Here is a 22400-nt window from a genome sequence, read left to right as displayed (position 1 = left end):
TCAGCGCTTGTCGGCGGCCCGACCGAACCGGGCGGCACTCGCCCCGTCGGTCTGCACGCTCGCGTCGACCGCGCGAACCACGTCGCCGCCGAGGTCGGTGAGCCGGCGCCCGACGCCCGCCCAGGCCCGCAGCACGGTCTGCTCGAACTCACGGTAGTTGCGCTCGAACGCACCACCGATGTCGTCGCGGCCCCACGGTCGGACGGCGCTGGCGGCCTCGATCGCGCCACCTTCGGCGGCTCGGCGGGCCGTCACCGCCTCGCCGGCGAGCGCCAGATCGGCCCCACCGCGTCGCGCGCGGGCCGGATCGAGCCAGAGCTGACCGTCGGTCATGCCGACCCCTCGCCGCGCCCGAGCACGGCGTCCGCGCGGCCCAGCAACGCGCCGAAATCCCCGGTACGCAGGAAGTCCGCCGAGCCGGAGGCGACCGGCATGGTCTCGGCGACCAGGTCGTGAATGGCGGCGGTGACGGCGGCCGTGGCGGCGCTGATCGTCTCGGAGATCTTTCGGCTCAGTGCCGCGGCGTCCCGGTCTCGGTAGATGGCCGGCGTCAGGTCGAGCGAGACCAGTTCCCCCCGGGCACCGACGGTCGCCGTCACCTGTCCGTCGGCCGACCGCCGGGTCACCCGCAACTCGGCGACCCGCGTCTGCAGAGTGTCCAAACCGGACCTGAGCTGCTGGTACTGCCCATGAACATCCTCGAATCGGGCTCGCAGCTCGCGATTGGCATCCCGGTCCACGCGTTCGGTCACCGCCGCCCTCCCCGTCACCGTCGGTAGAGCGAGACGATACCGGCCGACATCGATCCGTGTGGTCCGGTAGTTTCACTGTGTGATCGACCGTCATCAGGCCGAGCAGCTCGCGGCCACCTGGGCACGCCGCGACTCGCAACGCCTCGGCTACGAGTGCTCGGCGCTTGTCGACGAGTTCGACCTGGGCTACGTCATCACGTCCGTCGTGCCCACCGAGGTGCGGACGATCCCCGGTGACCTGCCGACGACTGTCATCGACAAGCAGACCGGCACGGTGACCACCTGGCCCCGGGTGCCGAGCACTGTGGTGGCGGAGATGTACCGCCGCAGCCAGCCGGTCGGCCCGACCGCTCCCCGCACCGTCGACCCCTCGACTCTGCTGGCCCGGGAGATCCATCGGCTGCCGGCCCCGAACACCGCCGCGCACCTGACCATCGACGGTCGGATCTGGACGGCTCAGGGCGCGAAGGGCGGCGTCCCGCTGAACCATCACCCGCTCGTGCGCTCCTACCTGGACGAACTGCCCCTCGGTGAGCTGGTCCGGGGTGGTGAGGCCCACGCCGAGATGATCGTGGTCTCCGACGTCCTCCACGAGTACGACCACCGCCGGGCCGCCGAGGGCATCGCGCCGATGGGTCGGGCCGAGGCAGCGGCGCTACTGGACAGCGCCCGGTTCGAGATTTTCCGGATCCGTGAGCCGGGTGACTCGGTCGGCGGGCCCGCCGACCGGCCCTGCGACTCGTGTCTGGAGTTCCTGGTCCGCGTGGGCGTGTTTCCGGAGGCGGCTCGGGGCTTCATCGAGGCGTGGCATGCGCCTGCGGCGCCCGACCCCGAACCGGGTCGCTTCCCACCCGAGGTGGCCAACGCGCTGGTGGCGGCGGGCTGGCGACCGCACATCGGAGACCAGATCATGGCGGCGGCCGCCGTGCGGGACGTCACGGCCGTGCCGGGGCACGCCGTCTTTCCCGCCGCCGTGGAGGCGCTCACCGCTTTTCCCAGCCTGGTCGGTGCTCGACGCGGCCGGGGCGAGCAGGTGTGGATCTCCCGCTTCGACATCCGCCCGCACATGATCTCGCACACCGCCGCCACCCTCGCGGACTTCGGCGCGGTCCTCGGCGTACGCCTCTTCCCGATCGGCACCGAACAGCAGGACAGCATCCTGGCGGTCGACGAGCGCGGCCGGGTGTTCGCGCTCGACCAGGCCGGCGAGTGGTTCCTCGGCGACACCATCGACGCCGCGTTGACCACGCTGCTGCTCGGCCGCGCGCCCGCCCGGGTCCGCGACGACGGCACCTGGCAGGCCCAGTAACTCAGAGCGCGAGGCCGGTAAGCACCATGACCCTCGGCTCGGTGTAGTCGTCCATCGCGAAGTTGAACGGCGCGATGCCGAGCACCGGCCCCTTCGGCATCCGCCGGACCAGCGCGATCCGCCCGGTGGCGGCCGGGTCGGTGTCGAGGCGTTGCAGTTCGCCGGAGAAGCGCCGGGTCTCCTCGGCGGCCCACCGGAACGTGGAGACCGCCCGACCCACCTCGGCCCGCGCCCACTTCACCGGCTTGCCGTTCTCGGCGGTGATCAGGGCCGCGACCTCGTCGGTGCGTTCGGCGAGCCGCCGGGACACGTGGTCCAGGGCCGCCGCGCGGGCGTGCGCGGGCAGGGCCGCGGCCTGCGCGGCCACCCCGGTCGCCGCGGCGACGGCGGCTTCGACCTGGTCGGCCGTGGCAACTGTGGTACGCCCCACCGGGCGGCCGTCGTACGGGTGGTGGACGGTCAGCTCGCCCTCACCGTGGACGGGGCGGGAGGCGACGAAGATGGCTGTGGGCTCCACGGCGAGCAGCGCAGACGAGAGAGCAGCCGACGGAAACAGTCGCCGGAGGCCTTGTCTGCCGCGAATTCAGTAGCCAAGATGGCAGACAGATTGCGATAACCGCCGCAGACCGCACCTCGGCCCCTTCGGAGAGATCCCGTCATGAGTGACCAGCAGCAGCTGCGCAACTTCGTCAACGGCTCCTACGTCGACCCGGTCGACGGCGGGTACGCCGACCTGCTCGATCCCTGCACGGGTGAGGTGTTCGCCCAGGCCCCAATCTCCGGCCCCGCCGACGTGGACGCGGCGATGACCGCCGCCGCGACGGCGTTCGAGAGCTGGCGGGACGTCACCCCTGCGGAGCGGCAGCGGGCGATGCTCAGGCTCGCCGACGCCGTGGAGGCCCGCGCGGCCGAACTTGTCGACGCCGAGGTCCGCAACACCGGTAAGCCGCGTCAGCTCACCGCCGAGGAGGAGCTGCCGCCCGCGGTGGACCAGTTCCGCTTCTTCGCCGGCGCCGCCCGGCTGCTGGAGGGTCGGTCCGCCGGGGAGTACCTGGCCGGGCACACCTCGTACGTGCGGCGCGAGCCGATCGGCGTCTGCGCCCAGGTGACCCCGTGGAACTACCCGCTGATGATGGCCGTCTGGAAGATCGCCCCGGCGCTCGCCGCCGGCAACACTGTGGTGCTCAAGCCGTCGGACACCACGCCGGTGTCGACGCTGCTGCTCGCCGAGATAGCCGCCGAGTTCTTCCCGCCGGGGGTGTTCAACGTGGTCTGCGGCGATCGAGACACCGGTCGTACCCTCGTGTCACACCCCACCCCGCAGCTGGTGTCGATCACCGGCTCGACCCGCGCGGGCATGGAGGTCGCCGCCGCAGCGGCGCCCGACCTGAAGCGCACCCACCTGGAGCTGGGCGGCAAGGCCCCGGTGGTGCTCTTCGACGACGCGGACGTGGCGGCGGCGGCCGAGGCCATCGCGATGGGCGGCTATTTCAACGCCGGGCAGGATTGCACTGCCGCGACCCGGGTGCTGGCCGGGCCGGGCATCCACGACGACTTCGTGGCGGCGCTCGCCGAGCAGGCCCGCAACACGAAGACCGGCGCACCGGACGACGCCGACGTGCTCTACGGCCCGCTGAACAACGCCAACCAGCTCGCCCGGGTCAGTGGCTTCGTGGACCGGCTGCCGGACCACGCGGCGATCCAGACCGGTGGCTCCCGGCAGGGTGAGCGCGGCTACTTCTACGCGCCGACAGTCGTCTCCGGGCTGCGTCAGGCCGACGAGATCATCCAGGACGAGGTGTTCGGGCCGGTCATCACCGTGCAGCGCTTCTCCGACGAGGACGAGGCGGTGCGCTGGGCCAACGGCGTCGACTACGGCCTGTCGGCGTCGGTGTGGACGCGGGACCACGGCCGGGCGATGCGGATGACCCGGCGGCTGGACTTCGGCTGCGTCTGGGTGAACACGCACATCCCGTTCGTCTCGGAGATGCCGCACGGCGGCTTCAAGCACTCCGGCCACGGCAAGGACCTCTCGGTCTACAGCCTGGAGGACTACACCCGGATCAAGCACGTCATGCACAACATCGAGGGCTGATGACATCCTCCGAGGATCTGCACAAGCGGCGCGGCGGCGCGGTCGCCCGGGGCGTCGGCGGCGTGATCGCGTCCTACGTGGACCACGCGTCGGGCGGGACGCTCACCGACGTCGACGGGCGGGAGTGGATCGACTTCGCTGCCGGCATCGCGGTGACAAGCGTCGGCAACTCGGCCCCGAAGGTCGTCGAGGCGGTCCGCGCGCAGGTCGAGCGGTTCACCCACACCTGCTTCATGGTCGCGCCGTACGAGTCGTACGTGGCGGTGTGCGAGCAGCTCAACGCGCTCACGCCGGGCGGGTTCGAGAAGCGCTCGGCCCTGTTCAACTCCGGTGCCGAGGCGGTGGAGAACGCTGTCAAGATCGCACGGCACGCCACCGGGCGGCCGGCAGTTGTGGTGTTCGACCACGCGTACCACGGTCGGACCAACCTGACCATGGCATTGACCGCGAAGAACATGCCGTACAAGCACCGGTTCGGGCCGTTCGCCGGGGAGATCTACCGGGTGCCGATGTCGTACCCGCTGCGCGACGGCGGGCTCTCCGGCGCCGAGGCGGCGGCACGGGCGATCGAGATGGTCGAGAAGCAGGTAGGCGCGGAGAACGTCGCCGCGCTGCTCATCGAGCCGATCCAGGGCGAGGGCGGTTTCGTGGTGCCCGCACCCGGTTTCCTGCCGGCGCTACGGGCCTGGGCCACGGCCGCCGGTGTGGTGTTTGTCGCCGACGAGATCCAGACCGGCTTCTGCCGTACCGGCGACTGGTTCGCCTGCGACCACGAGGGCGTCGAGCCCGACCTGGTCACACTGGCGAAGGGCATCGCCGGCGGCCTGCCCCTCGCGGCGGTGACCGGTCGGGCCGAGCTGATGGACGCGGTGCACGTCGGTGGGCTCGGCGGCACGTACGGCGGCAACCCGATCGCCTGCGCCGCCGCGCTGGCCACCATCGAGACCCTGCACGAGCTGGACCTGGCCGGCGCGGCCCGCCGCATCGAGTCGGTGCTGGCACCTCGACTACGGGCCATCGCCGAGCGGGACCCCCGGGTCGCCGAGGTACGCGGGCGGGGCGCGATGCTCGCCGTCGAGCTGGTCCAGCCGGGCTCACTCGTGCCCGACCCGGCCGCCACGGCGGCGATCTCGGCCGCCTGCCACGCCGCAGGCCTGCTCACCCTGACCTGCGGCACGTACGGCAACGTGCTGCGCTTCCTGCCCCCGCTGGTGATCTCCGACGAACAGCTCACCCAAGGCGCAGACATCCTCGACGCCTGCCTTTGAGCGAAGGAAGGGCACCTTATTAACGCCTGACGTTAACAAGGTGCCCTTCCTTTCACTTCAGCGGAGCACTTCGACTGTGTTGCGGCGGACCAGGTTCTTGCCCGGCTCGCGGATCTGGTCCATGGCTGCCGTGTTGAGCAGCACGCAACTGCCCGACGGGCCGGTCACCGTCACAGTGGTCGCCCGGTTGTTGTCCAGGTTCGTCACCCGCAGCCGGGTGCCGATCGGGAACTGACCGCTCGTCGCCGCCGGCGCGGCAGCCTCCTCGAAGAAGGTGATCGCACCCGAGCAGGCCGAGTTGGGCGCCGCTCCCGGGACACCTGGTGACGCGGCACCGGGCCGGACCGAACCGGGGGCGGGCTGCGCCACGGCACCGTCGAGCCGTTCCACCACGTTGCGGCGGATCACGTTCTTGCCCGGCTCGCGGACCAGCTCCATGGCTGCGGCGTTGAGGAGCACGCAGCTGCCCGACGGGCCGGCCACCGTCACAGTGGCCGCCCGGTTGTTGTCCAGATTTGTCACCCGCAGCCGGGTGCCCACCGGGAACCTGTCGCTTGTCGCCGCCGGAGCGCCGGCCTCCGCCGAGAACGTGACCGAGCCGGAGCAGGCGGACTGCCGTGCGGGGCTGGTGCCGGCGAACCCGAACCCGGTCCCCACCGCCACACCCGCCGCGGCGAGCACCGCCACGGTCGCCGCCAGCACGTGCCTGCGCTGCACCCTCATCGCCGTCACTCCCGTCCTCGGTGGTGTTCGTCACCGACGGGTACGGATGGGAGCGCCCTACCGTTCAGCCGCCGCCGCGACGGCCAGGTCCACAGGCCCGTACCGGGTCTGCGACGCCCCGGTCATCAGCGCCCAGTAACGATCCCCGTACGACCAGTGCCACCACTCGGTCGGGTAGTTCACCAGCCCGGCACCCCCGAGCGCGCCCACCAGGAGCTGCCGGTGCCGCCGGGCGACCGGGCCGATGGCGGGGGCGTCGGTGAAGCAGGCGTCGGCGCTGTCCTCGGGTGTGGCGTCGACGGCCGTACCGAGATCCAGTTCCACGCCGTCGTCGGTGCACAGGGTCAGATCGACCGCGCCTCCGGTGGTGTGCGGGGCCACCTCGACAGGCGAGACGAACTTGGTGGTCTCCCGGTGCAGCCGTTGCGGCGACCAGTCCGGGTGCCGTCGGCGCAACTCGTCGCGGTAACCGGTGAAGATGGCCAACTGCGCCCGACACGGCCGGTACCCCTCGATGACCAGCAGACGTACCCCGGCGGGCAGGGCGCGCTGCGCGGCAAGCAACCGGTCCGCGACACCGGCCCGCAGGCGGGCGTGCGCCCCGGTCTCGTCGGCCGCCCGCCCGTCCAGCCGCAACTCCGGCAGCTCCCGCAGGTCCACAAGCGGGTCGCCGTCGTCGGCGCTGCGCACCGCCGCGACCCGAGGGTCGGAGAGCAGGATCATCGACCGCTCCCGGTGGTCGCCTGTCGCTCCGCATATCGGGTACGCGCCAACGCCACCAACCGGTTCACGACCTCGCGATAGCCGACGCCTGCCGCCGCCCACACCTTCGGGTACATGGAGTGCGCGGTGAAGCCGGGCATCGTGTTCAGCTCGTTGACGTACAGGTCGCCTGTCGTCTCGTCATAGAGGAAGTCCACCCGGGCGAGACCCCACCCGCCGATCGCGGCGAACGCGCGCAGCGACAGCTCGCGGACCCGTTCGGTGACCTCGTCGGGCAGCACCGCCGGGACGATCATCGGGTCGCTGTCGCCGAAGTACTTCTGCTGGTAGTCGAACCAGCCGCCGGCGACACGCACCTCTCCCACCGCGGATGCCTCCGGCCGCCAGCCGCCGAGCACCGCGCACTCCAACTCCCGGCCGGCGACGCCCTGCTCGACAATGACCTGCTGGTCGTGCCGCAGCGCCTCCTCCACGGCTGCGGCCAGGTCGTCGCCCTCGCCGACCCGGGAGATGCCGATCGACGAGCCCATGCTTGCCGGCTTGACGAACAGCGGCCGGCGCAGCCCGAGCACCAGCTTCTCCGGGTCGGAGGTCTCCCGGAACGTGTGGGCGTCGAAGGCCACCGACGGTGTCACCGGGATGCCCTCGGCCCGCAACGCCCTCTTCATCGCCACCTTGTTCATGCCCACGGCGGAGGCGAGGATGCCGCACCCGACGTACGGCACGTCCAGTTGCTCCAGCAACCCCTGCACCACACCGTCCTCGCCGAACGGGCCGTGCAGCACCGGGAAGATCACGTCGAGTTCCGCGTGCACCGCGCCGGGGGCATTGCTGGCGCACACCTGCACGGTTCCCGCGCGCGGGCCCGACCGCAGCTCGACCGCCGGCCCGGTCACCGTCAGCCGGTCGTCGATGGCCCGCTCGGCGGCGGGCCTGTCACGCAACTCGGTAAGCAGCGCGTCGGGCAGCAGCCGGAACCCGCCGGTGCGCGTGACGCCTATCGCGACCGTGCGGTAACCACCGCCGGCAAGCGCACGGACGACGCCGAGCGCGGAGGCGCAGGAGACCTCGTGCTCCGCCGACGGGCCACCGAACAGAATTCCGATCCGAGTCGGGGCGCTCATGCCGCCGCTCCTTCCACAGTCGTCAACTCCGCGAGCCGTGGCGCCGCCAACCGGGCCACAAGCGCCGCCTCCACATTTCCGCCGGTCAAGACCACGCCGATCGTCCGCTCCCGCAGTCGGAGCGCCCCGGCGAGACCGGCGGCCCCGGACGGCTCGACGAGCACCTTCAGCTCCATCAGCAGCAGCCGGAACGCCGCGGCGATCTGCTCGTCGTCGACGCGGACCACGCCGCGCAGGGCGGTCCGCAGGATCGCGAACGGCAGCTCACCCACGCAGGTCGGCCGCAGCCCGTCGGCGATGGTGCTGGCCGGCGCGACCGCAACCCGCTCGCCGGCCTCCAGGCTGCGCGCCAACGAGTCGCAGCCGACCGGTTCGACGCCGTACACCTCGATGCCGGTGCCGGCGGCGGCAAGGCAGGCGCCCGCCACCCCACCGCCACCGCCGACCGGGACGACTATCGCGTCGAGCGGGGTGCCGGCGCGTTCGGCCTGCTCGATCAGCTCCAGGGTGGCGCTGCCCTGCCCGGCGATCACGTCCGGGTGGTCGTACGCGTCGACGACCGGGTGCCCGGTCTGGTCGCGGAGCGCGTGCGCCACGGCCACCCGCTCGTCGACGCCGGTGCCCGCGAACACCACACGCGCACCCGCCGCGCCGGCCCGGTCGACCTTCGTCGCCGCCGCGTCGACAGGCAACACCACTGTTGCCGCGAGCCCGTGCTGGCGGGCCGCCAACGCCACCGCCACCGCGTGGTTGCCGGTGCTCTGCGCGATGACCCCGGTGTGGCCGGCCGCCGCGAGCCGGCCGACCGACCGCAGCGCGCCACGCATCTTGTACGAGCCGCCGGTCTGCAGGTTCTCCGCCTTGAGCAGGACCCGGGCTCCCGCCAGCAGGTCGATCGCCGGCGAGCGCAGCACTGGCGTACGGATCACCCGCCCGCTGAGCCAGCGGGCGGCCTCCTCGACATCGGCCCGGACGGGGCCAACGGTGGAAGACATCGAACTCCTTTGTCACAGCCCGGTCCATGACTGTGGTTTTCGGGCACGCCGAAGGTGGGGTTGCCGCGGTGCGGGCCCCCCGGATCGGTGCTGGGTGCTAGGACGAAGTGGGTAGGTGGACGTCCACCCGCAGGCCGCCGTGCTCGGCGGGGCGGGCGGCGATTGTGCCTTCGTGCGCCTGGGTGATCGAGCGGGCGATGGCCAGGCCCAGGCCGGCACCTCCGCCGTGCGAGGTGCGGTCCCGGGCGAGGCGACGGAACGGTTCGAAGAGGCCCGCGACAGCCTCCGCCGGCACGGGCTGGCCGGTGTTGACCACGGACAGCGCGGGCGTCGGACCGACAGTGGCGGTAAGCGAGCCGCCACGCCGGTTGTACTTGATGCCGTTCTCGACCAGGTTGGTGACAAGCCGTTCGAGCAGGACCCGCTCGCCGACGACGACCCTCGGCGCGAGGTGACTCTCGATTGTCACGCCGGCCTCCCGAGCCCGGTCCTGGTAGCTGGCGAGCACCTCGGCGACGAGACGGTCGAGCCGCTGCGGGATCCGCGCCCGCAGACCCTGGTCGCTTTCGCTGAGCGCCAGCAGACCCTCGATCAGCCGCTCGTTGCGTTCGTTGGTCTCCAGCAGCTGGCCGGTCAGCAGCTCCAACTGCTCGGGGGTCAGCGACCGGGCCATACCCACCTCGATCAGCGTCCGCTGCACGGCAAGCGGCGTACGCAGCTCGTGTGAGGCGTTCGCCGCGAACCGCCGCTGCCCCTCGTACCCGGCGGAGACGCGTTCCATCATCTCGTCGATGGCACGGGCCAGCCGGGCCAGCTCGTCGCGGCCCCGGGGCCGGAGCCGATGGCCGAGGTTCTGCGGACCGAGGTGCCCGATCGGTTCGGCGAGGTCACGCACCGGCCGCAGGCACCACGCCGCCCCGAACCAGAGCCCCAGCAGGGCGGCCAGGGTCACCACCAGCACGGACAGCACGGGAAGCACGAACGCGCCACGGCCCGCCTGGGTGCAGGACTCCAACACGCCGGGCAACGGCAGGCCGCAGAGCTGAAGGCCGCGATCCCAGATCAGGCCGGTCAGCCGGTTACCGACCGTCGGCAGCACCGGCCCGGCGAGCAGCGCCAGCAGACCCACAAGCAGGACCCGTCGGCGGGGAGTCCAGCTCACGCCGGGCCGCCGATGCGATAACCGGCCTTCGGCACGGTGTGGATGACAGGCGGGTCGCCGAGCTTCTTGCGCAACGTCATCACGGTGACCCGTACGGCGTTTGTGAACGGGTCGGCGAATTCGTCCCAGGCCTGCTCCAACAACTCCTCGGCGCTCACCACCTGCCCGCCGGCACGCAGCAGCACGTGCAGCACGGCGAACTCCTTCGGGCTGAGCGCCAGCGGTCGCCCGTCCCGGGTGGCGTGGTGCCGGGCCACGTCCAGCACCACGCCAGCCTGGGCGAGCACCGGCGGAAGCGCCGGGGTGGACCGCCGACCGAGGGCCTGCACCCGAGCGACCAGCTCGGCGAAGGCGAACGGTTTGGTGAGGTAGTCGTCGGCCCCGAGGTCGAGGCCCTCCACCCGGTCCCGGATGCCGGCCGCCGCCGTGAGCAGCAGCACCCGGGTGCCGACTGCGGAACCGGCGATGCTGCGGCACACCTCGTCGCCGGTCCGGCCGGGCATGTCCCGGTCCAGCACCGCCACGTCGTACCGGTTCACCCCGACCCGCTCCAACGCACCGTCACCGTCGTAGCAGACGTCGACCGCCATCGAAAGGCGTCGCAGCCCTTCGGCCACCGTGTCCGCCAACAGCCTCTCGTCGTCCGCCACCAACACCCGCACGATTCCGCTCCCCCGTGGTTCGCCTTGCCCGCATACCGTCGCAGGCACGGGTTAAGGGTTCTGTAAGCACCCGCCGGAGCCATCCTCCACGCCGTCATCCGGCCGACAAACCACCGCAACCAGGCGCTGTCGCCTTCCTCCCCGCCACATGCGGTGTGCGTCATGCGTCCCGCTGCCCTTGACTGTTGGCGATCGAGGGTGAGCTGCGTCACGATGGGGCCCGAGGAGGTCGCCGATGGCTGACCCGTGGCTCGCCCTGGAATTCGGCGTCGATCCGGCGGAGCGGATCGCGCAGGTCGGCGCCGCCCACGAGGCGTTCCTCACCGCCGGTGCCCCGCCGCACCGGGTCCGCGAGGTGGTACGCCGCTCGTGGGAACGCTCCGCGCGACTCGACCCGGAGGCCACCCCGCCTGTCGACCTGACCGACGACGCGCTTGCCGCGTACCGGGCCGCGCATCCGCTGGCCCGGGTGCTGCCGCTGTTCCGGGACCTGCTCGGCGGCATCGCGCAGGACGGCGAGCACCTGATGGCGGTGTGCGACGCGTACGGGCGGCTGCTCTGGGTCGAGGGGCACCCGGGGGTGCTCCGGCACGCCGAGCGGATGAACTTCGTGCCCGGCGCACGGTGGGACGAAACGCACGCCGGCACAAACGCCCCCGGCACCGCCCTGGCCGTCGACCACAGCGTGCAGATCTTCGCCACCGAGCACTTCAGCCGGCCGGTGCAGCGCTGGACGTGCGCCGCCGCGCCGATCCACGACCCGGCCACCGGGCTGCTGCTCGGCGCCGTCGACATCACCGGCGGCGACCACCTGGCAAACCCGCAGAGCCTGGCGCTGGTCCGGGCCACCGCCCGGGCCGCCGAAGCGCAGCTCGCCGCCGCCCGACCCATCGAGCCGGGCGTCGCCTTCGTCACCGCGCTCGGCCGCGACGAGGCGGAGCTGCGTGTCGACGGGCGGCGCATCCGGCTCGGCCGCCGGCACAGCGAACTGCTCGTGCTGCTGCTGCACCATCCCGAGGGCCGCACGGGCGAGCAACTGGGCCTCGACCTCTACGGCGACGACCGACTGCACCCGGTCACCCTGCGCGCGGAGCTGTCGCGGCTGCGCCGGGTGCTCGGGCCGGAACTGCTCGACTCCCGCCCGTACCGACTGCGCGGCACCGTCCGCGCCGACTTCACCACAGTCGCCGCACGGCTGGACCAGGGCGATCCGGGGGGAGCGCTCGACGCGTACTCCGGGCCCTTGCTGCCCGGGTCGGACGCGCCGGGAGTGACGCGACTGCGCCGACTGATCGACGGCCAGCTCCGCGCGGCCGTGCTGGCCGGCGCGAACCCGACGCTGCTCGCGGCCTGGACCGCGACCCCGGCCGGCGCCGACGACCTGGCCGCGTGGCAGGCCCTGGCGCGGGCGTTGCCGGCGGGCGCGCCGCGCCGGCCCCTCGCCCTAGCGCGCGTCGACCAGCTCTCCGAGGAGTACGACCTTCCGCGCGCAACGTGGCTGCAACGTTCCTGAAACTACAGTCGCCGCCGGCACACCCGCACAACGACGGCGGAGGTAACCATGACGCGCTACGACGCGCCCACCCACTGGCAGTCCCGTTACGACCACTTCATCGGCGGCGAGTACGTCAAGCCGCACGGTGGTGACTACTTCGAGAACCCCACACCGGTCACCGGGCAGACCTTCACCGAGGTCGCCCGGGGCACCGCACCCGACGTGGAGAAGGCCCTGGACGCCGCGCACGGCGCCGCCGACGCGTGGGGCCGCACATCGGTGGCCGAGCGGGCGCTGATCCTCAACCGGATCGCCGACCGCATGCAGGACAACCTGGAATCCCTTGCCATCGCCGAGAGCTGGGAGAACGGCAAGCCGGTCCGGGAGACCCTCGCCGCCGACATCCCCCTCGCCATCGACCACTTCCGTTACTTTGCCGGGGCGATCCGCGCGCAGGAGGGGTCCCTCGGCGAACTCGACGACGACACCGTGGCCTACCACTTCCACGAGCCGCTCGGCGTTGTCGGGCAGATCATCCCGTGGAACTTCCCGATCCTCATGGCCACCTGGAAGCTGGCGCCCGCGCTTGCCGCCGGCAACGCCGTGGTGCTCAAGCCGGCCGAGCAGACGCCGGCGTCCATCCACTACTGGCTGTCGCTCGTGGCGGACCTGCTGCCGCCGGGCGTGCTCAACATCGTCAACGGCTTCGGCGTGGAGGCCGGCAAGCCGCTGGCCTCCTCCGCCCGGGTCGCGAAGGTGGCGTTCACCGGCGAGACCACCACCGGGCGGCTGATCATGCAGTACGCCAGCGAGAACATCAAACCCGTCACCCTTGAGTTGGGCGGCAAGAGCCCCAACATCTTCTTCGACGACGTGAGCGCATCCCGCGACGACTTCTTCGACAAGGCGCTCGAAGGCTTCACCATGTTCGCCCTCAACCAGGGCGAGGTCTGCACCTGCCCGTCGCGGGCGCTGATCCAGCAGGGCCACTACAGCGACTTCCTCGCCGCCGCCGTCGCCCGCACCGAGCAGATCGTGCAGGGGCACCCCCTGGACACCGACACGATGATCGGTGCGCAGGCCTCCAACGACCAGTTGGAAAAGATCCTGTCCTACCTGGACATCGGTCGGCAGGAAGGCGCAAAGGTGCTGACCGGCGGCGCCCGCGCCGACCTGGGCGGCGAGATGTCCGGCGGGTACTACGTGCAGCCGACCATCTTCGAGGGCGACAACTCGATGCGCATCTTCCAGGAGGAGATCTTCGGGCCGGTCGTGTCGGTGACCTCGTTCGCCGACCTCGACGACGCCGTCAAGACCGCCAACGACACCCTGTACGGGCTGGGCGCCGGCGTGTGGACCCGCGACATGAACACCGCGTACCGGGCTGGGCGGGCCATCCAGGCCGGTCGAGTGTGGACGAACTGCTACCACGCGTACCCGGCACACGCCGCGTTCGGTGGCTACAAGCAGTCCGGAATCGGGCGGGAAAACCACAAGATGATGCTGGAGCACTACCAGCAGACCAAGAACCTGCTGGTCAGCTACTCCACCAAGAAGCTCGGCTTCTTCTGATGAGTGACATGTCCGTCGGCAGCGCGGTGCCCGGATCGTCGGGTGCCACGGTGCCCGGATCGTCAGGCGCCGCGATGCCCGGATCGTCAGGTGCCGCGATGCCCGGATCGTCGGGTGCCGCGATGCCCGGACCGTCGGGTGCCGCGATGCCCGGATCGTCGGATGCCGCGGTGCCTCCGGTCGCTCTGACTCCCGCGGCGGCCGACCTGATCCGGTCGCTGCGAGGGCGGCACGGGCCGCTGATGTTCCACCAGTCCGGCGGCTGCTGCGACGGCAGCGCACCCATGTGCTTCCCGGCTGGCGAATTCCGCACCGGCTCGTCAGACGTACTGCTCGCCTCGCTGACGGTCGACGGGGTGTCCGAGCCTGTCGAGTTCTGGATGTCGACGTCGCAGTGGGAGTTGTGGAAACACACGAGGCTGACCGTCGACGTGGTCCCCGGCCGAGGCAGCGGTTTCTCCCTAGAAGCCCCAGACGGCGTCCGCTTCCTAATCCGCTCCCACCTAGCCCCCTAAATCCCCCTCCCTCGCCCCGCCCCCGCTTCTCCCGGCCCCGTCCGCCCCGCCCTGCCGCGTCGATCATGGAGTTGTGGTGGGCGCTAGATGACTAGTTGCACCTTTTGTGAGGCACCACAACTCCATGATCGACGGGCGGCGGCTGGTCAGGCCAGGAGCCCGGGGGCGGGGGCGGGGGCGGAGGGCGGAGGGCGGATTGGGTTACGGGCGGAGGAGAGGAGCGAGGGTGGCGACGATGTGTGTTGGGCGGCGGTAGAGGTCCAGGTCGGTGAAGTGGCGCATTTGCCAACCGTTGGCGGCGAGCCAGTTCATCCGGGACCGATCATGCCGGAGCCGCTCACGGTCCAGGTGGGACGAGCCGTCGTACTCGACTCCGACCTTGCGTTGCCGGTAGCCAAGGTCAAGGCGGTACAGCGGTATCCCGTTGCCGTCGGGGACCCAGAGCTGCGGCTCCGGCGGCGGGAGGCCTCCATCGATCAACACCAGTCTAAGCTGGCTTTCCTGTCGACACTCCGCGCGAGGGTCGGCACGTGGCACGAGCTCGCGCGCCTGGCATACGCCGCGCAGGCGTTCGTGCCGACCAACTTCGATCCGAAGTTCCTCCGGTCGACAGGCGCCGACGCGGAGGCACAGGTCCAGTAGCGGCATCGCGTCCATCCGACGCAACGATCGGGCCAGGTCGACCGCACACCGGGCGGCGGGAGCACAAGGCACTCCACCCAGTAGCACCGTGTCCCGGACGGGCAGAACCGCCTCGTGGGCAACGACCCCCCGGATGTGCGGAACGCTCTCCCCGGCCGGCACGATTATGTGGACGTCGGCGCTGCGGGCATCGCCGAAGCCGTGCAACTGCGCGCCGGTATGGAAGCCGACAACGGCACTGTCAGGCAGCCGCCGAAAGATCGCAGGCAGGTGCTTCGGCGAGTACGCCGAGGACGCGTAGACGCTCCGCGAAAACCGGCGCAGCCTGGACTGCTCTGCCAGCCTCCGCACCTGTTCCCGGCTGAGGCCCGCAGCGAGCAGCTCCGAGTATCGAAAGAGGCGCTCCGTCATGCCTGAGAATCTGCAGCCAAACCTGGGATCCGGCGCCCCCAACTCGGCACCCTGTGGAAAACCGCCGCCCCTGTGCACAACCCCCAATCAAACGCCATCCGTGCTACGGCCCCGAGCCCCATCCCCCGTCGATCATGGAGTTGTGGTGCCGGACAGAGGCCGCAAATCGGTGCTCACCGCCCACCACAACTCCATGATCGACGCAAGCGGGGCGGGGCGGGGCGGGGCGGGCGGGGCGGGTTGGGCTGGTGTTGCTTGGGATTAGTCGCAGCCGTAGCCGTCGTTGTCGCGGTCCAGGTCGTAGATGTCGATGCCGATGACTTTGACGACTCCGCTGACGTAGGCAGGACCGTTGCCGCTGCCTCCTGCGCAGTCGACATCGCTGGCAATGGGCACGCAGGGGGTGTAGTTCGGATCGCACCTGGATGACTGCGCCTTCTTGGTACCGATGGCGACGACCTGGGTGACCGGCTGCTTCGTGACCGTGGACTTGACCAGCTTCTTGCCCGTCTGCACCCCGTCGGTGGTGGTCACCTCGTAGGTCAGGGTCCGGATGCCGTTGGCGCCCTTGGTCCGTACGACCCGCTTGCCCTCGGTCAAGGACGAATCCTTGACGGTCCGCTCGCCGTGTCGGATCGTGGCCCGCTCCGTCACGGTCGAGACCTGCACCACCGGCGCAGGCGCAGCACTGGACGGGGACGGCGAGGCCGAGGCCGACGGTTCGGCCGCGGTGGAGGGTGCGGCGATCGGCGGCACCGCCTTTGCGGGGGCCTCGGTCGGCTCGGCTGGCGCCGCCAGGATGGGCTGCTGCGCTTCGTCGGCCGCGGTATTGGTGCGGCCGGGCGTCGGCTCGCCGACCATCGCGCCGACGATCGCGCTGCCGGCGCAGCAGAGCAGTAGGAACGACAGGGCGATCGAGCCGAGGATCACGGCGACTCGACTCGCGGGACTGGCCCGGCGGAACCAGTTCGGTCGGGGCCCGGAGGACGGTGCGTGCGGCGGGCCAGGAAACGGCGGTGGATGCATCGTCACGGCGATGAGTGTCGTCGCAAATACTTTGTGCAATATCCACCGTCGCGCTCGTCACGATCGCCGTCTGATCCACACCGGACGTTCATCGGCTACCACCAGTGCAACGCATCGGTGACGGTCAGCGCCGAACACGGCATTCCGGGCAGCTCCACGGCCAAGACTGAAAGCCGAACGGGCAACCCGCACATGCAGCAAAGGCACAAATCGTCACGCATCAAGCGAACCTACGGCGGAATACGCCGAGGTCGCCCGGGAGCCGCCGATGACGTGTCGGGTTGGCGTCACTGCGGCGGTCAGCGGGGTTCAGGGAGGGCTTGTGCGGGTTCAGCCCTGAACCGGACGACGGGTGATCGCGGCGGACGGTGGCATTCGGCCCCGCTCATGGATTCCGCTCCTCCAACCCCCACGGCGAGCCGTACGCGGTCAGCAGGTCGAGGAACGGCACTGCCGGTAGCGCCTCGGGGCCGAGCACCCCGACTCCCGACCAGACGCCATCGGCTAGCAGTTCCAGCGCTACGACCGGGTTGACCGCGGTTTGCCACACCACTGCCTGGTGGCCGTACTCGCGCATCGACCACTCGTTGTCGACCACGTGGTAGAGGTAGACCTCGCGGGGGTGTCCGTCCGGGCCGAGGCCTCGAACCCAGGTGCCGGCGCAGGTCTTGCCGCGCATCCGCGCGCCGAGGGTGGCCGGGTCGGGCAGGCAGGCCGCCACCACGTCGCGGGGGGACACGTCGACGCCACGTACCCGCACCGGCGCGACGGCGTCCAGGCCGAGCTTGTGCAGCGTCTTGAGCACTTCGATGAACTCGTCGCCGAGGCCGTACTTGAAGGTGACCCGCTTGGCGTCGACCCAGCGCGGGATGAGCAGCACCTCCTCGTGCTCCACGTTCACGCACTCGACCGGCCCGATCCCCTCGGGGAAGTCGAAGACCTCGGGCTCGGAGAACGGCGACGTGGTGAACCAGCCCCGGTTCTTCTCCCAGACCACCGGCGGGTTGAGGCACTCCTCGATTGTGGTCCAGATGGAGAACGAGGGCGCGAAGTCGTAGCCGTCGACGGTGAGGTTCGCCCCGTCCCGGACGCCGATCTCGTCGATTTCGCTGAAGAGTTCGTCGGCGGCGTACCTGGCGAACACGTCGGACAGGCCCGGTTCGACGCCGATGCCGCAGAGGGCCAGCCGACCGGCAGCGGACCACTCGTCGGCCCGGGCGAACTGCTCGTCGCCGAGCTTCACGCCCGTCGCGGCGTGCGACAGCGACATCGCCATGTCGAGGTAGTCCGCGCCGGCCGCGAACGCGCCGTCGAAGATCGGCATGACGAAGCGCGGGTCGACGGCGTTCAGCACGTGGGTGATCCGATGTTCCCGGCAGAGTGCCGCGACCGCGTCGGCCGAGGAGGCGTCGACCTGGGCGGCGACGAACCGGTCGCCGTGGCCGGTGATCGCGCGGCGGGCCCGGTCCGGGTCGTAGTCGGCGACCACGATCGTCTCGTAGAAGGTCCGTCGGGCGGCGATGGCTACGGCTGCGGAGCCGACGCCACCGGCGCCGACGAGTAGGACACGCATCAGGAATCAAACCCCAAACCAAGGCGATCGAGAGTACGGAGCCACAGGTCGCGCCGACCCTCGCGCGCGTCGGCCCGGGCCATCGACCGACGGGTGAGATTGATGCCGATCGCGCGTACAGGTTCCGGTGGGAACGGCAGCGGTTTGCGGCGTACCAGGTCGAGCCGGGTCAGCGGGGTGTCCCCGCCGTCCAGCAGGTCGAGCAGCACCCGGGCGGAGAAGCGGGTGGCGCCGACGCCGAGGCCTGTGTAGCCGGCCGCGTACGCCAGTCGACCGTCGTAGGCGGTGCCGTAGAAGGGGCAGAACCGGGTGCAGGTGTCGATGACGCCGCCCCAGCGGTGACTGAAGCGCATGTCGGCGAGCTGCGGGAACGTGGTGAAGAAGTGCTCGGCGAGGGTGGTGAAGGTGGCCTGGCGCTGCTCCAGCTCCGGTGCGACCCGGTTGCCGTAGTGGTAGACCGCGTCGTAGCCGCCGAAGAGGATCCGCCCGTCGGAGGTGATCCGGTAGTAGTGGAACTGGTTGGCGGTGTCGGCAAGCCCCTGCCTGTTGCGCCAGCCGATCGCGTCCCGCTGGTCGGGGGTGAGGGGCTCGGTCATCAGCACGTGGTCGTAGACCGGCACCACGTACGCGCGCAACCGGCGCAGCAGCGGCGGAAACGCGTTCGTGGCCAGGACGATCCGCCGGGCCCGCACCGAGCCGGGCGCTGTGTCCGCCCCGCCGGCCGTCACCGCGTGCAGGGCCGCACCGTCAGCGCGCAGCCCGGTGACCCGTGTGTGCTCGTGCACCCGTACGCCCAGGTCGAGGCAGGCGCGGCGCAGGCCCCACGCCAGCTTCGCCGGGTCCACCATCGCCACCCGGTCGGGGTCGAACATGCCACCCAGGTACGTCGGTGAGTCGACCTCGGCGCGCACCTCGTCCCGGTCGAGCAGCCGCACCCGATGGCCGTACCGGCGGGCCAGTTCCGCGTCGGCGGCCAGCCCGTCGAGTTGGTACGGCTCGACGGCGACTGCCAGCTCACCGGTGCGTTCGAAGTCGCAGTCGATGTCGTGTTCGGCGACGGTGGCGGCGATGGCGTCCAGGTTCTCCCGCCCAAGGCGTTCCAGCGCCCCGACCTCGTCGGGGAACCGGTCGACGCCGTTGGCGAGCCCGTGGGTGAGCGAGGCGGCACAGAAGCCGCCGTTGCGCCCGGACGCCGCCCATCCGCAGGTGCCGGCGTCGACGAGCAGCACGTCGCGGTCGGGGTCGGCCTGCTTGGCCAGCAGGGCGGCCCAGAGCCCGCCGTACCCGCCGCCGATCACCAGCAGGTCGGTGCTCTGCGGGCCGACGAGTGGTGGCAGCGGGTCGGGGCGGCCCGGGCGGTCCAGCCAGTACGGCACGGGTGCCGCGTCGGCGAGCGCTCTGCCGACATGCGGGAGGGTCATGACCGGCGACCTGTCAGACGACCCGCTGCCGGGGTGTTCATGACGACCGGCGCGCTTGGGGCACCGGACCGGCCAGCAGGCTGGCACGTCGAGCCCGTCGGCCGCGCAGCGAGCTGAGCCCGACGAGCAGCAGCGCGATCGCGAACATCGCGGTGCCGATGACGTTCACCTGCGGCGGAATGCCCCGCTGGGCGGCGCCCCAGACGTACATCGGGAACGTGACTGTGGTGCCGGCGTTGAAGTTCGTGATGATGAAGTCGTCGAAGCTCAACGAGAAGGCCAGCAGCGCGGCGGCCACGATGCCGGGCAGCACCAGCGGCAACGTGATCCGCCGGAAGGTCTGCCACTCGCTTGCGTAGAGGTCCATGGCGGCTTCCTCCAACCGCCGGTCCATCCCGGCAAGCCGCGCCTTCACTGTCACCACGACGAACGACACGCAGAACATCACGTGCGCGATGACGATCGTCCAGAAGCCCTGCGGCACCCCTGCGGAGACGAACAGCGCCAGCAGCGACGTGCCCATCACCAGTTCCGGAGTGGCCATCGGCAGGAAGATCAGCACGTTGATGCCGGACCGGCCCCGGAAGCGGTGCCGGACCAGCGCGAACGCCATGAGGGTGCCGAGCACTGTGGCGACCACTGTGGCGATGAAGCCGATCTGCACGCTGCGGACGACCGCGTCGCACATGTCCGAGGTGGCGCACGGCTGACGCCAGTTGTCGAGTGTGAACTCGTTGAAGTCGTACGACAGCCGGCTCGACGGGCGGTTGAACGACAGCGCGGCCACCACGAGGATCGGCAGCGCCAGATAGCCGAGCACCAGGAGCGCCACGATCATCACCCAGCGGTCAGCCAGCCAGCGGGAGATTCGCATTAGAGCACCTCCTCCGTGCCGGCCCTGCGCAGATAACCGAAGACCACCGCGAGGATCGCCGCCATCAGCAGGAACGACAGCGCGGCGCCCTGCGGATAGTCCAGCCGGACCAGGAACGCCGAGTCGATGACGTTGCCGATCATGTATTCGTTGGGGGTGCCGAGCAGTTCGGCGTTTATGTAGTCGCCGCTTGCCGGAATGAAGAACAGCAACGTGCCGGCGACCAGACCGGGCATGGACAGCGGCAGGGTCACCCGGCGGAACGACTGCACCGGGCTCGCGTACAGGTCACTCGCCGCCTCCAGCAGCCGCGAGTCCAGCCGCTCCAGGCTCGCGTACAGCGGCAGCACCAGAAACGGCAGGAAGTTGTACGTCAGGCCGAGCACCACAGCGAACGGCGTGGCGAGCAGCCGGCCGTCCGGGCTGAGCAGGTGCACGTCACGCAGCAGACCGACAAGCGCGCCGTTGTCCGACAGGATCGTCTTCCAGGCCAACGTACGGACCAGGAAGCTTGTGAACATCGGCGCGACCACGCACACCAGCAGCAGGTTCTTCCACCGGCCGGCCTTCTGCGCGATGGCGTACGCCAGTGGGTAGCCGAGCAGCAGCGCCAGCACCAGGGCCAGGCCGGCGTAGCCGAACGAGCGCAGCAACTGCGGCCAGTACGCCTGCACCACGTCCGGGTAGTTGCCGAACGCCCACGTCATCGCGTACCCGGTGGAGAGCGAGCCGCTGGGGTCATACAGGCTCGCCGCGGCGAGTTGCAGCAGCGGCACACCGAAGAACACCAGCAGCCAGGCCGCACCGGGCAGCAGCAGCAGGTACGGCAGGAGCCGGTACCTCCCGCGCCGGGCGGCCGGGGGCGGGGGTGGCGGCTGCCCCGGTTTGGTGGGGGCCAGGAGGGTCATGACGACGCGCCCACCGGCTCGTCGAGCACCGGCGAGGTCCGGTCGGTGTCGGCGGCGTCGCGGGGCAGCAGGAACGCGTGCCGCGGATCCCAGTACGCCACCGCCTCGCTGCCGACCGGCACCTGTGCCACCGCACCGCTGTTGGCGGCGAATACCGACAGTTCGGTGCCCCAGTCGGTACGCAGGAGGTACTGCGTGCTGACCCCCACGTAGGAGGCGTCGGTGACGACCCCTGTGACGTGCTGATGCCCAGCGGGCACCTGGTCGGCGGAACCGACCAGGTGCAGCTTCTCGGGGCGTACCCCAAGGTGGACGGGCCCTCGGTCGGCCCGTGCCCGGCCGGCGGGCACCGAGAAGCGCGAGCCGTGTGCCGTCACCGCGACGTCGCCCCCGCCGGTGCCGGCGGCCTCGGCGGCGAGCAGGTTTGACTGGCCGAGGAAGTTCGCCACGAACGCGGTGGCCGGGAACTCGTAGATGTCGGCCGGGGCACCGAGTTGCTCGATGCGGCCGGCGTTCATCACCGCGACGGTGTCGGCCATCGTCATGGCCTCTTCCTGGTCGTGGGTGACGTGCACGAATGTGATGCCGACCTCGGTCTGGATCCGCTTCAGCTCGATCTGCATCTGCCGGCGCAGCTTCAGGTCGAGCGCGCCCAACGGCTCGTCGAGCAGCAGTACCTGCGGTTGGTTGATCAGCGCACGGGCCAGTGCGACCCGCTGCTGCTGGCCGCCGGAGAGCTGGGCGGGGCGGCGGCTGCCGAAGCCGTCGAGCTGCACGAGCGACAGCATCCGCAGGACCTCGTCGTCGACCGAGCGGATGCCCCGCCGACGCAGCCCGAAGGCCACGTTCTCGAAGATCGTGAGGTGCGGAAAGAGCGCGTAGCTCTGGAAGACCGTGTTGACGGGCCGCTTGTACGGCCGCAGCCGGGTGATGTCGGTGTCGCCGAGCAGCACCTGACCGCTTGTCGGCTCCTCCAGCCCGGCGATCATCCGCAGGGTGGTGGTCTTGCCGCAGCCGGACGCGCCGAGCAGCGCGAAGAACGAACCCTGCTCGATGGTGAGGCTGAGGTCGTCGACGGCAGTGAAGATGCCGAACCGTTTGGTGAGGTTGGCCAGGCGCAGATCGCCTGCGGGTGTCTCGCGCGCCATAG

Annotated in this window: 21 protein-coding genes and 1 pseudogene; 6 read left to right on the top strand and 16 right to left on the bottom strand. The window is 70.9% G+C overall.

Features of this window, described 5'->3' with window-relative positions; translation table 11 throughout:
• Window positions 1-333, bottom strand: coding sequence for a hypothetical protein (locus ACFY2Q_RS06080; protein ID WP_387128071.1), 333 nt, complete (start codon window positions 331-333; stop codon window positions 1-3).
• Window positions 330-752, bottom strand: a complete 423-nt coding sequence (locus ACFY2Q_RS06075; RefSeq protein ID WP_387128070.1) for a YbaB/EbfC family nucleoid-associated protein — start codon at window positions 750-752, stop codon at window positions 330-332. Before ACFY2Q_RS06075 ends, ACFY2Q_RS06080 begins: the two co-directional genes overlap by 4 nt.
• A 79-nt stretch (window positions 753-831) precedes the next feature.
• On the opposite strand from ACFY2Q_RS06075, the gene ACFY2Q_RS06070 reads away from it, so the two are divergent.
• Window positions 832-2061, top strand: a complete 1230-nt coding sequence (locus ACFY2Q_RS06070) for an SUKH-3 domain-containing protein (RefSeq protein ID WP_387128069.1) — start codon at window positions 832-834, stop codon at window positions 2059-2061.
• 49 nt (window positions 2062-2110) lie between these two features.
• Here ACFY2Q_RS06070 and ACFY2Q_RS06065 read toward each other — a convergent pair.
• Window positions 2111-2578 (bottom strand): annotated as a pseudogene (locus tag ACFY2Q_RS06065) (aldehyde dehydrogenase family protein); the annotation flags it as partial.
• A 141-nt stretch (window positions 2579-2719) separates the two neighbouring features.
• Between ACFY2Q_RS06065 and ACFY2Q_RS06060 the strand changes: the two are divergent.
• Window positions 2720-4156: a gamma-aminobutyraldehyde dehydrogenase gene (locus ACFY2Q_RS06060; protein WP_387128068.1), complete on the top strand. Its 1437-nt coding sequence runs from the start codon at window positions 2720-2722 to the stop codon at window positions 4154-4156.
• Window positions 4156-5424, top strand: coding sequence for a 4-aminobutyrate--2-oxoglutarate transaminase (gene gabT, locus ACFY2Q_RS06055; RefSeq protein ID WP_387128067.1), 1269 nt, complete (start codon window positions 4156-4158; stop codon window positions 5422-5424). The genes ACFY2Q_RS06060 and gabT overlap by 1 nt, the downstream gene beginning before the upstream one ends.
• 57 nt (window positions 5425-5481) lie before the next feature.
• Here the strand turns inward: gabT and ACFY2Q_RS06050 are convergent, their stop codons facing one another.
• The 6 genes from ACFY2Q_RS06050 to ACFY2Q_RS06025 all read right to left on the bottom strand — a co-directional run bounded on the left by ACFY2Q_RS06050 (window position 5482) and on the right by ACFY2Q_RS06025 (window position 10813).
• Window positions 5482-6147 (bottom strand): hypothetical protein, encoded by a 666-nt coding sequence (locus tag ACFY2Q_RS06050; protein ID WP_387128066.1) that lies wholly within the window; start codon window positions 6145-6147, stop codon window positions 5482-5484.
• 57 nt (window positions 6148-6204) lie between these two features.
• On the bottom strand, window positions 6205-6870 hold the full coding sequence (locus ACFY2Q_RS06045) for a M15 family metallopeptidase (protein ID WP_387128065.1): 666 nt from the start codon (window positions 6868-6870) through the stop codon (window positions 6205-6207).
• Window positions 6867-7994, bottom strand: coding sequence for a D-alanine--D-alanine ligase family protein (locus ACFY2Q_RS06040; RefSeq protein WP_387128064.1), 1128 nt, complete (start codon window positions 7992-7994; stop codon window positions 6867-6869). Before ACFY2Q_RS06040 ends, ACFY2Q_RS06045 begins: the two co-directional genes overlap by 4 nt.
• Window positions 7991-8989 carry a threonine/serine dehydratase gene (locus ACFY2Q_RS06035; RefSeq protein WP_387128063.1) on the bottom strand — a complete coding sequence of 333 codons (999 nt, stop codon included), beginning with the start codon at window positions 8987-8989 and terminating at the stop codon, window positions 7991-7993. The genes ACFY2Q_RS06040 and ACFY2Q_RS06035 overlap by 4 nt, the downstream gene beginning before the upstream one ends.
• A 97-nt stretch (window positions 8990-9086) precedes the next feature.
• The gene (locus ACFY2Q_RS06030) at window positions 9087-10151 is read right to left on the bottom strand and encodes a sensor histidine kinase (protein ID WP_387128062.1); all 1065 of its coding nucleotides are present in this window, start codon (window positions 10149-10151) and stop codon (window positions 9087-9089) included.
• Window positions 10148-10813: a response regulator transcription factor gene (locus ACFY2Q_RS06025; RefSeq protein WP_387128061.1), complete on the bottom strand. Its 666-nt coding sequence runs from the start codon at window positions 10811-10813 to the stop codon at window positions 10148-10150. Before ACFY2Q_RS06025 ends, ACFY2Q_RS06030 begins: the two co-directional genes overlap by 4 nt.
• A 235-nt stretch (window positions 10814-11048) precedes the next feature.
• Here ACFY2Q_RS06025 and ACFY2Q_RS06020 point away from each other — a divergent pair, with 235 nt between their 5' ends.
• The 3 genes from ACFY2Q_RS06020 (at window position 11049) to ACFY2Q_RS06010 (ending at window position 14395) form a co-directional block, all read left to right on the top strand.
• Entirely contained in the window at window positions 11049-12326 is a 1278-nt protein-coding gene (locus ACFY2Q_RS06020) for a transcriptional regulator (protein WP_387128060.1), read from the top strand.
• 48 nt (window positions 12327-12374) lie between these two features.
• On the top strand, window positions 12375-13880 hold the full coding sequence (adh, locus tag ACFY2Q_RS06015; protein WP_387128059.1) for an aldehyde dehydrogenase: 1506 nt from the start codon (window positions 12375-12377) through the stop codon (window positions 13878-13880).
• Window positions 13881-14026: 146 nt separating this feature from the next.
• Window positions 14027-14395: a DUF779 domain-containing protein gene (locus ACFY2Q_RS06010; protein WP_387128471.1), complete on the top strand. Its 369-nt coding sequence runs from the start codon at window positions 14027-14029 to the stop codon at window positions 14393-14395.
• A 201-nt stretch (window positions 14396-14596) separates the two neighbouring features.
• Here the strand turns inward: ACFY2Q_RS06010 and ACFY2Q_RS06005 are convergent, their stop codons facing one another.
• The 7 genes from ACFY2Q_RS06005 to ACFY2Q_RS05975 form a co-directional block, all read right to left on the bottom strand.
• On the bottom strand, window positions 14597-15448 hold the full coding sequence (locus tag ACFY2Q_RS06005; protein WP_387128058.1) for a type IV toxin-antitoxin system AbiEi family antitoxin domain-containing protein: 852 nt from the start codon (window positions 15446-15448) through the stop codon (window positions 14597-14599).
• Window positions 15449-15709: 261 nt separating this feature from the next.
• The gene (locus ACFY2Q_RS06000) at window positions 15710-16309 is read right to left on the bottom strand and encodes a G5 domain-containing protein (RefSeq protein ID WP_387128057.1); all 600 of its coding nucleotides are present in this window, start codon (window positions 16307-16309) and stop codon (window positions 15710-15712) included.
• Between the two features lie 550 nt (window positions 16310-16859).
• Window positions 16860-18047 carry a saccharopine dehydrogenase C-terminal domain-containing protein gene (locus tag ACFY2Q_RS05995; RefSeq protein WP_387128056.1) on the bottom strand — a complete coding sequence of 396 codons (1188 nt, stop codon included), beginning with the start codon at window positions 18045-18047 and terminating at the stop codon, window positions 16860-16862.
• Entirely contained in the window at window positions 18047-19468 is a 1422-nt protein-coding gene (locus ACFY2Q_RS05990; protein WP_387128055.1) for an NAD(P)/FAD-dependent oxidoreductase, read from the bottom strand. Before ACFY2Q_RS05990 ends, ACFY2Q_RS05995 begins: the two co-directional genes overlap by 1 nt.
• A gap of 37 nt (window positions 19469-19505) precedes the next feature.
• Entirely contained in the window at window positions 19506-20342 is an 837-nt protein-coding gene (locus tag ACFY2Q_RS05985) for an ABC transporter permease (protein ID WP_387128054.1), read from the bottom strand.
• Entirely contained in the window at window positions 20342-21250 is a 909-nt protein-coding gene (locus tag ACFY2Q_RS05980) for an ABC transporter permease (RefSeq protein WP_387128053.1), read from the bottom strand. Before ACFY2Q_RS05980 ends, ACFY2Q_RS05985 begins: the two co-directional genes overlap by 1 nt.
• Window positions 21247-22398: an ABC transporter ATP-binding protein gene (locus tag ACFY2Q_RS05975; RefSeq protein WP_387128052.1), complete on the bottom strand. Its 1152-nt coding sequence runs from the start codon at window positions 22396-22398 to the stop codon at window positions 21247-21249. Before ACFY2Q_RS05975 ends, ACFY2Q_RS05980 begins: the two co-directional genes overlap by 4 nt.
• Between the last annotated feature and the right edge of the window lie 2 nt (window positions 22399-22400).

The organism is Micromonospora sp. NPDC000316, assembly GCF_042898885.1.
Classification (GTDB): domain Bacteria; phylum Actinomycetota; class Actinomycetes; order Mycobacteriales; family Micromonosporaceae; genus Micromonospora.
Note: the sequence above shows the minus strand (reverse complement) of the source record. Positions and strands in the feature narration are given on the sequence as shown.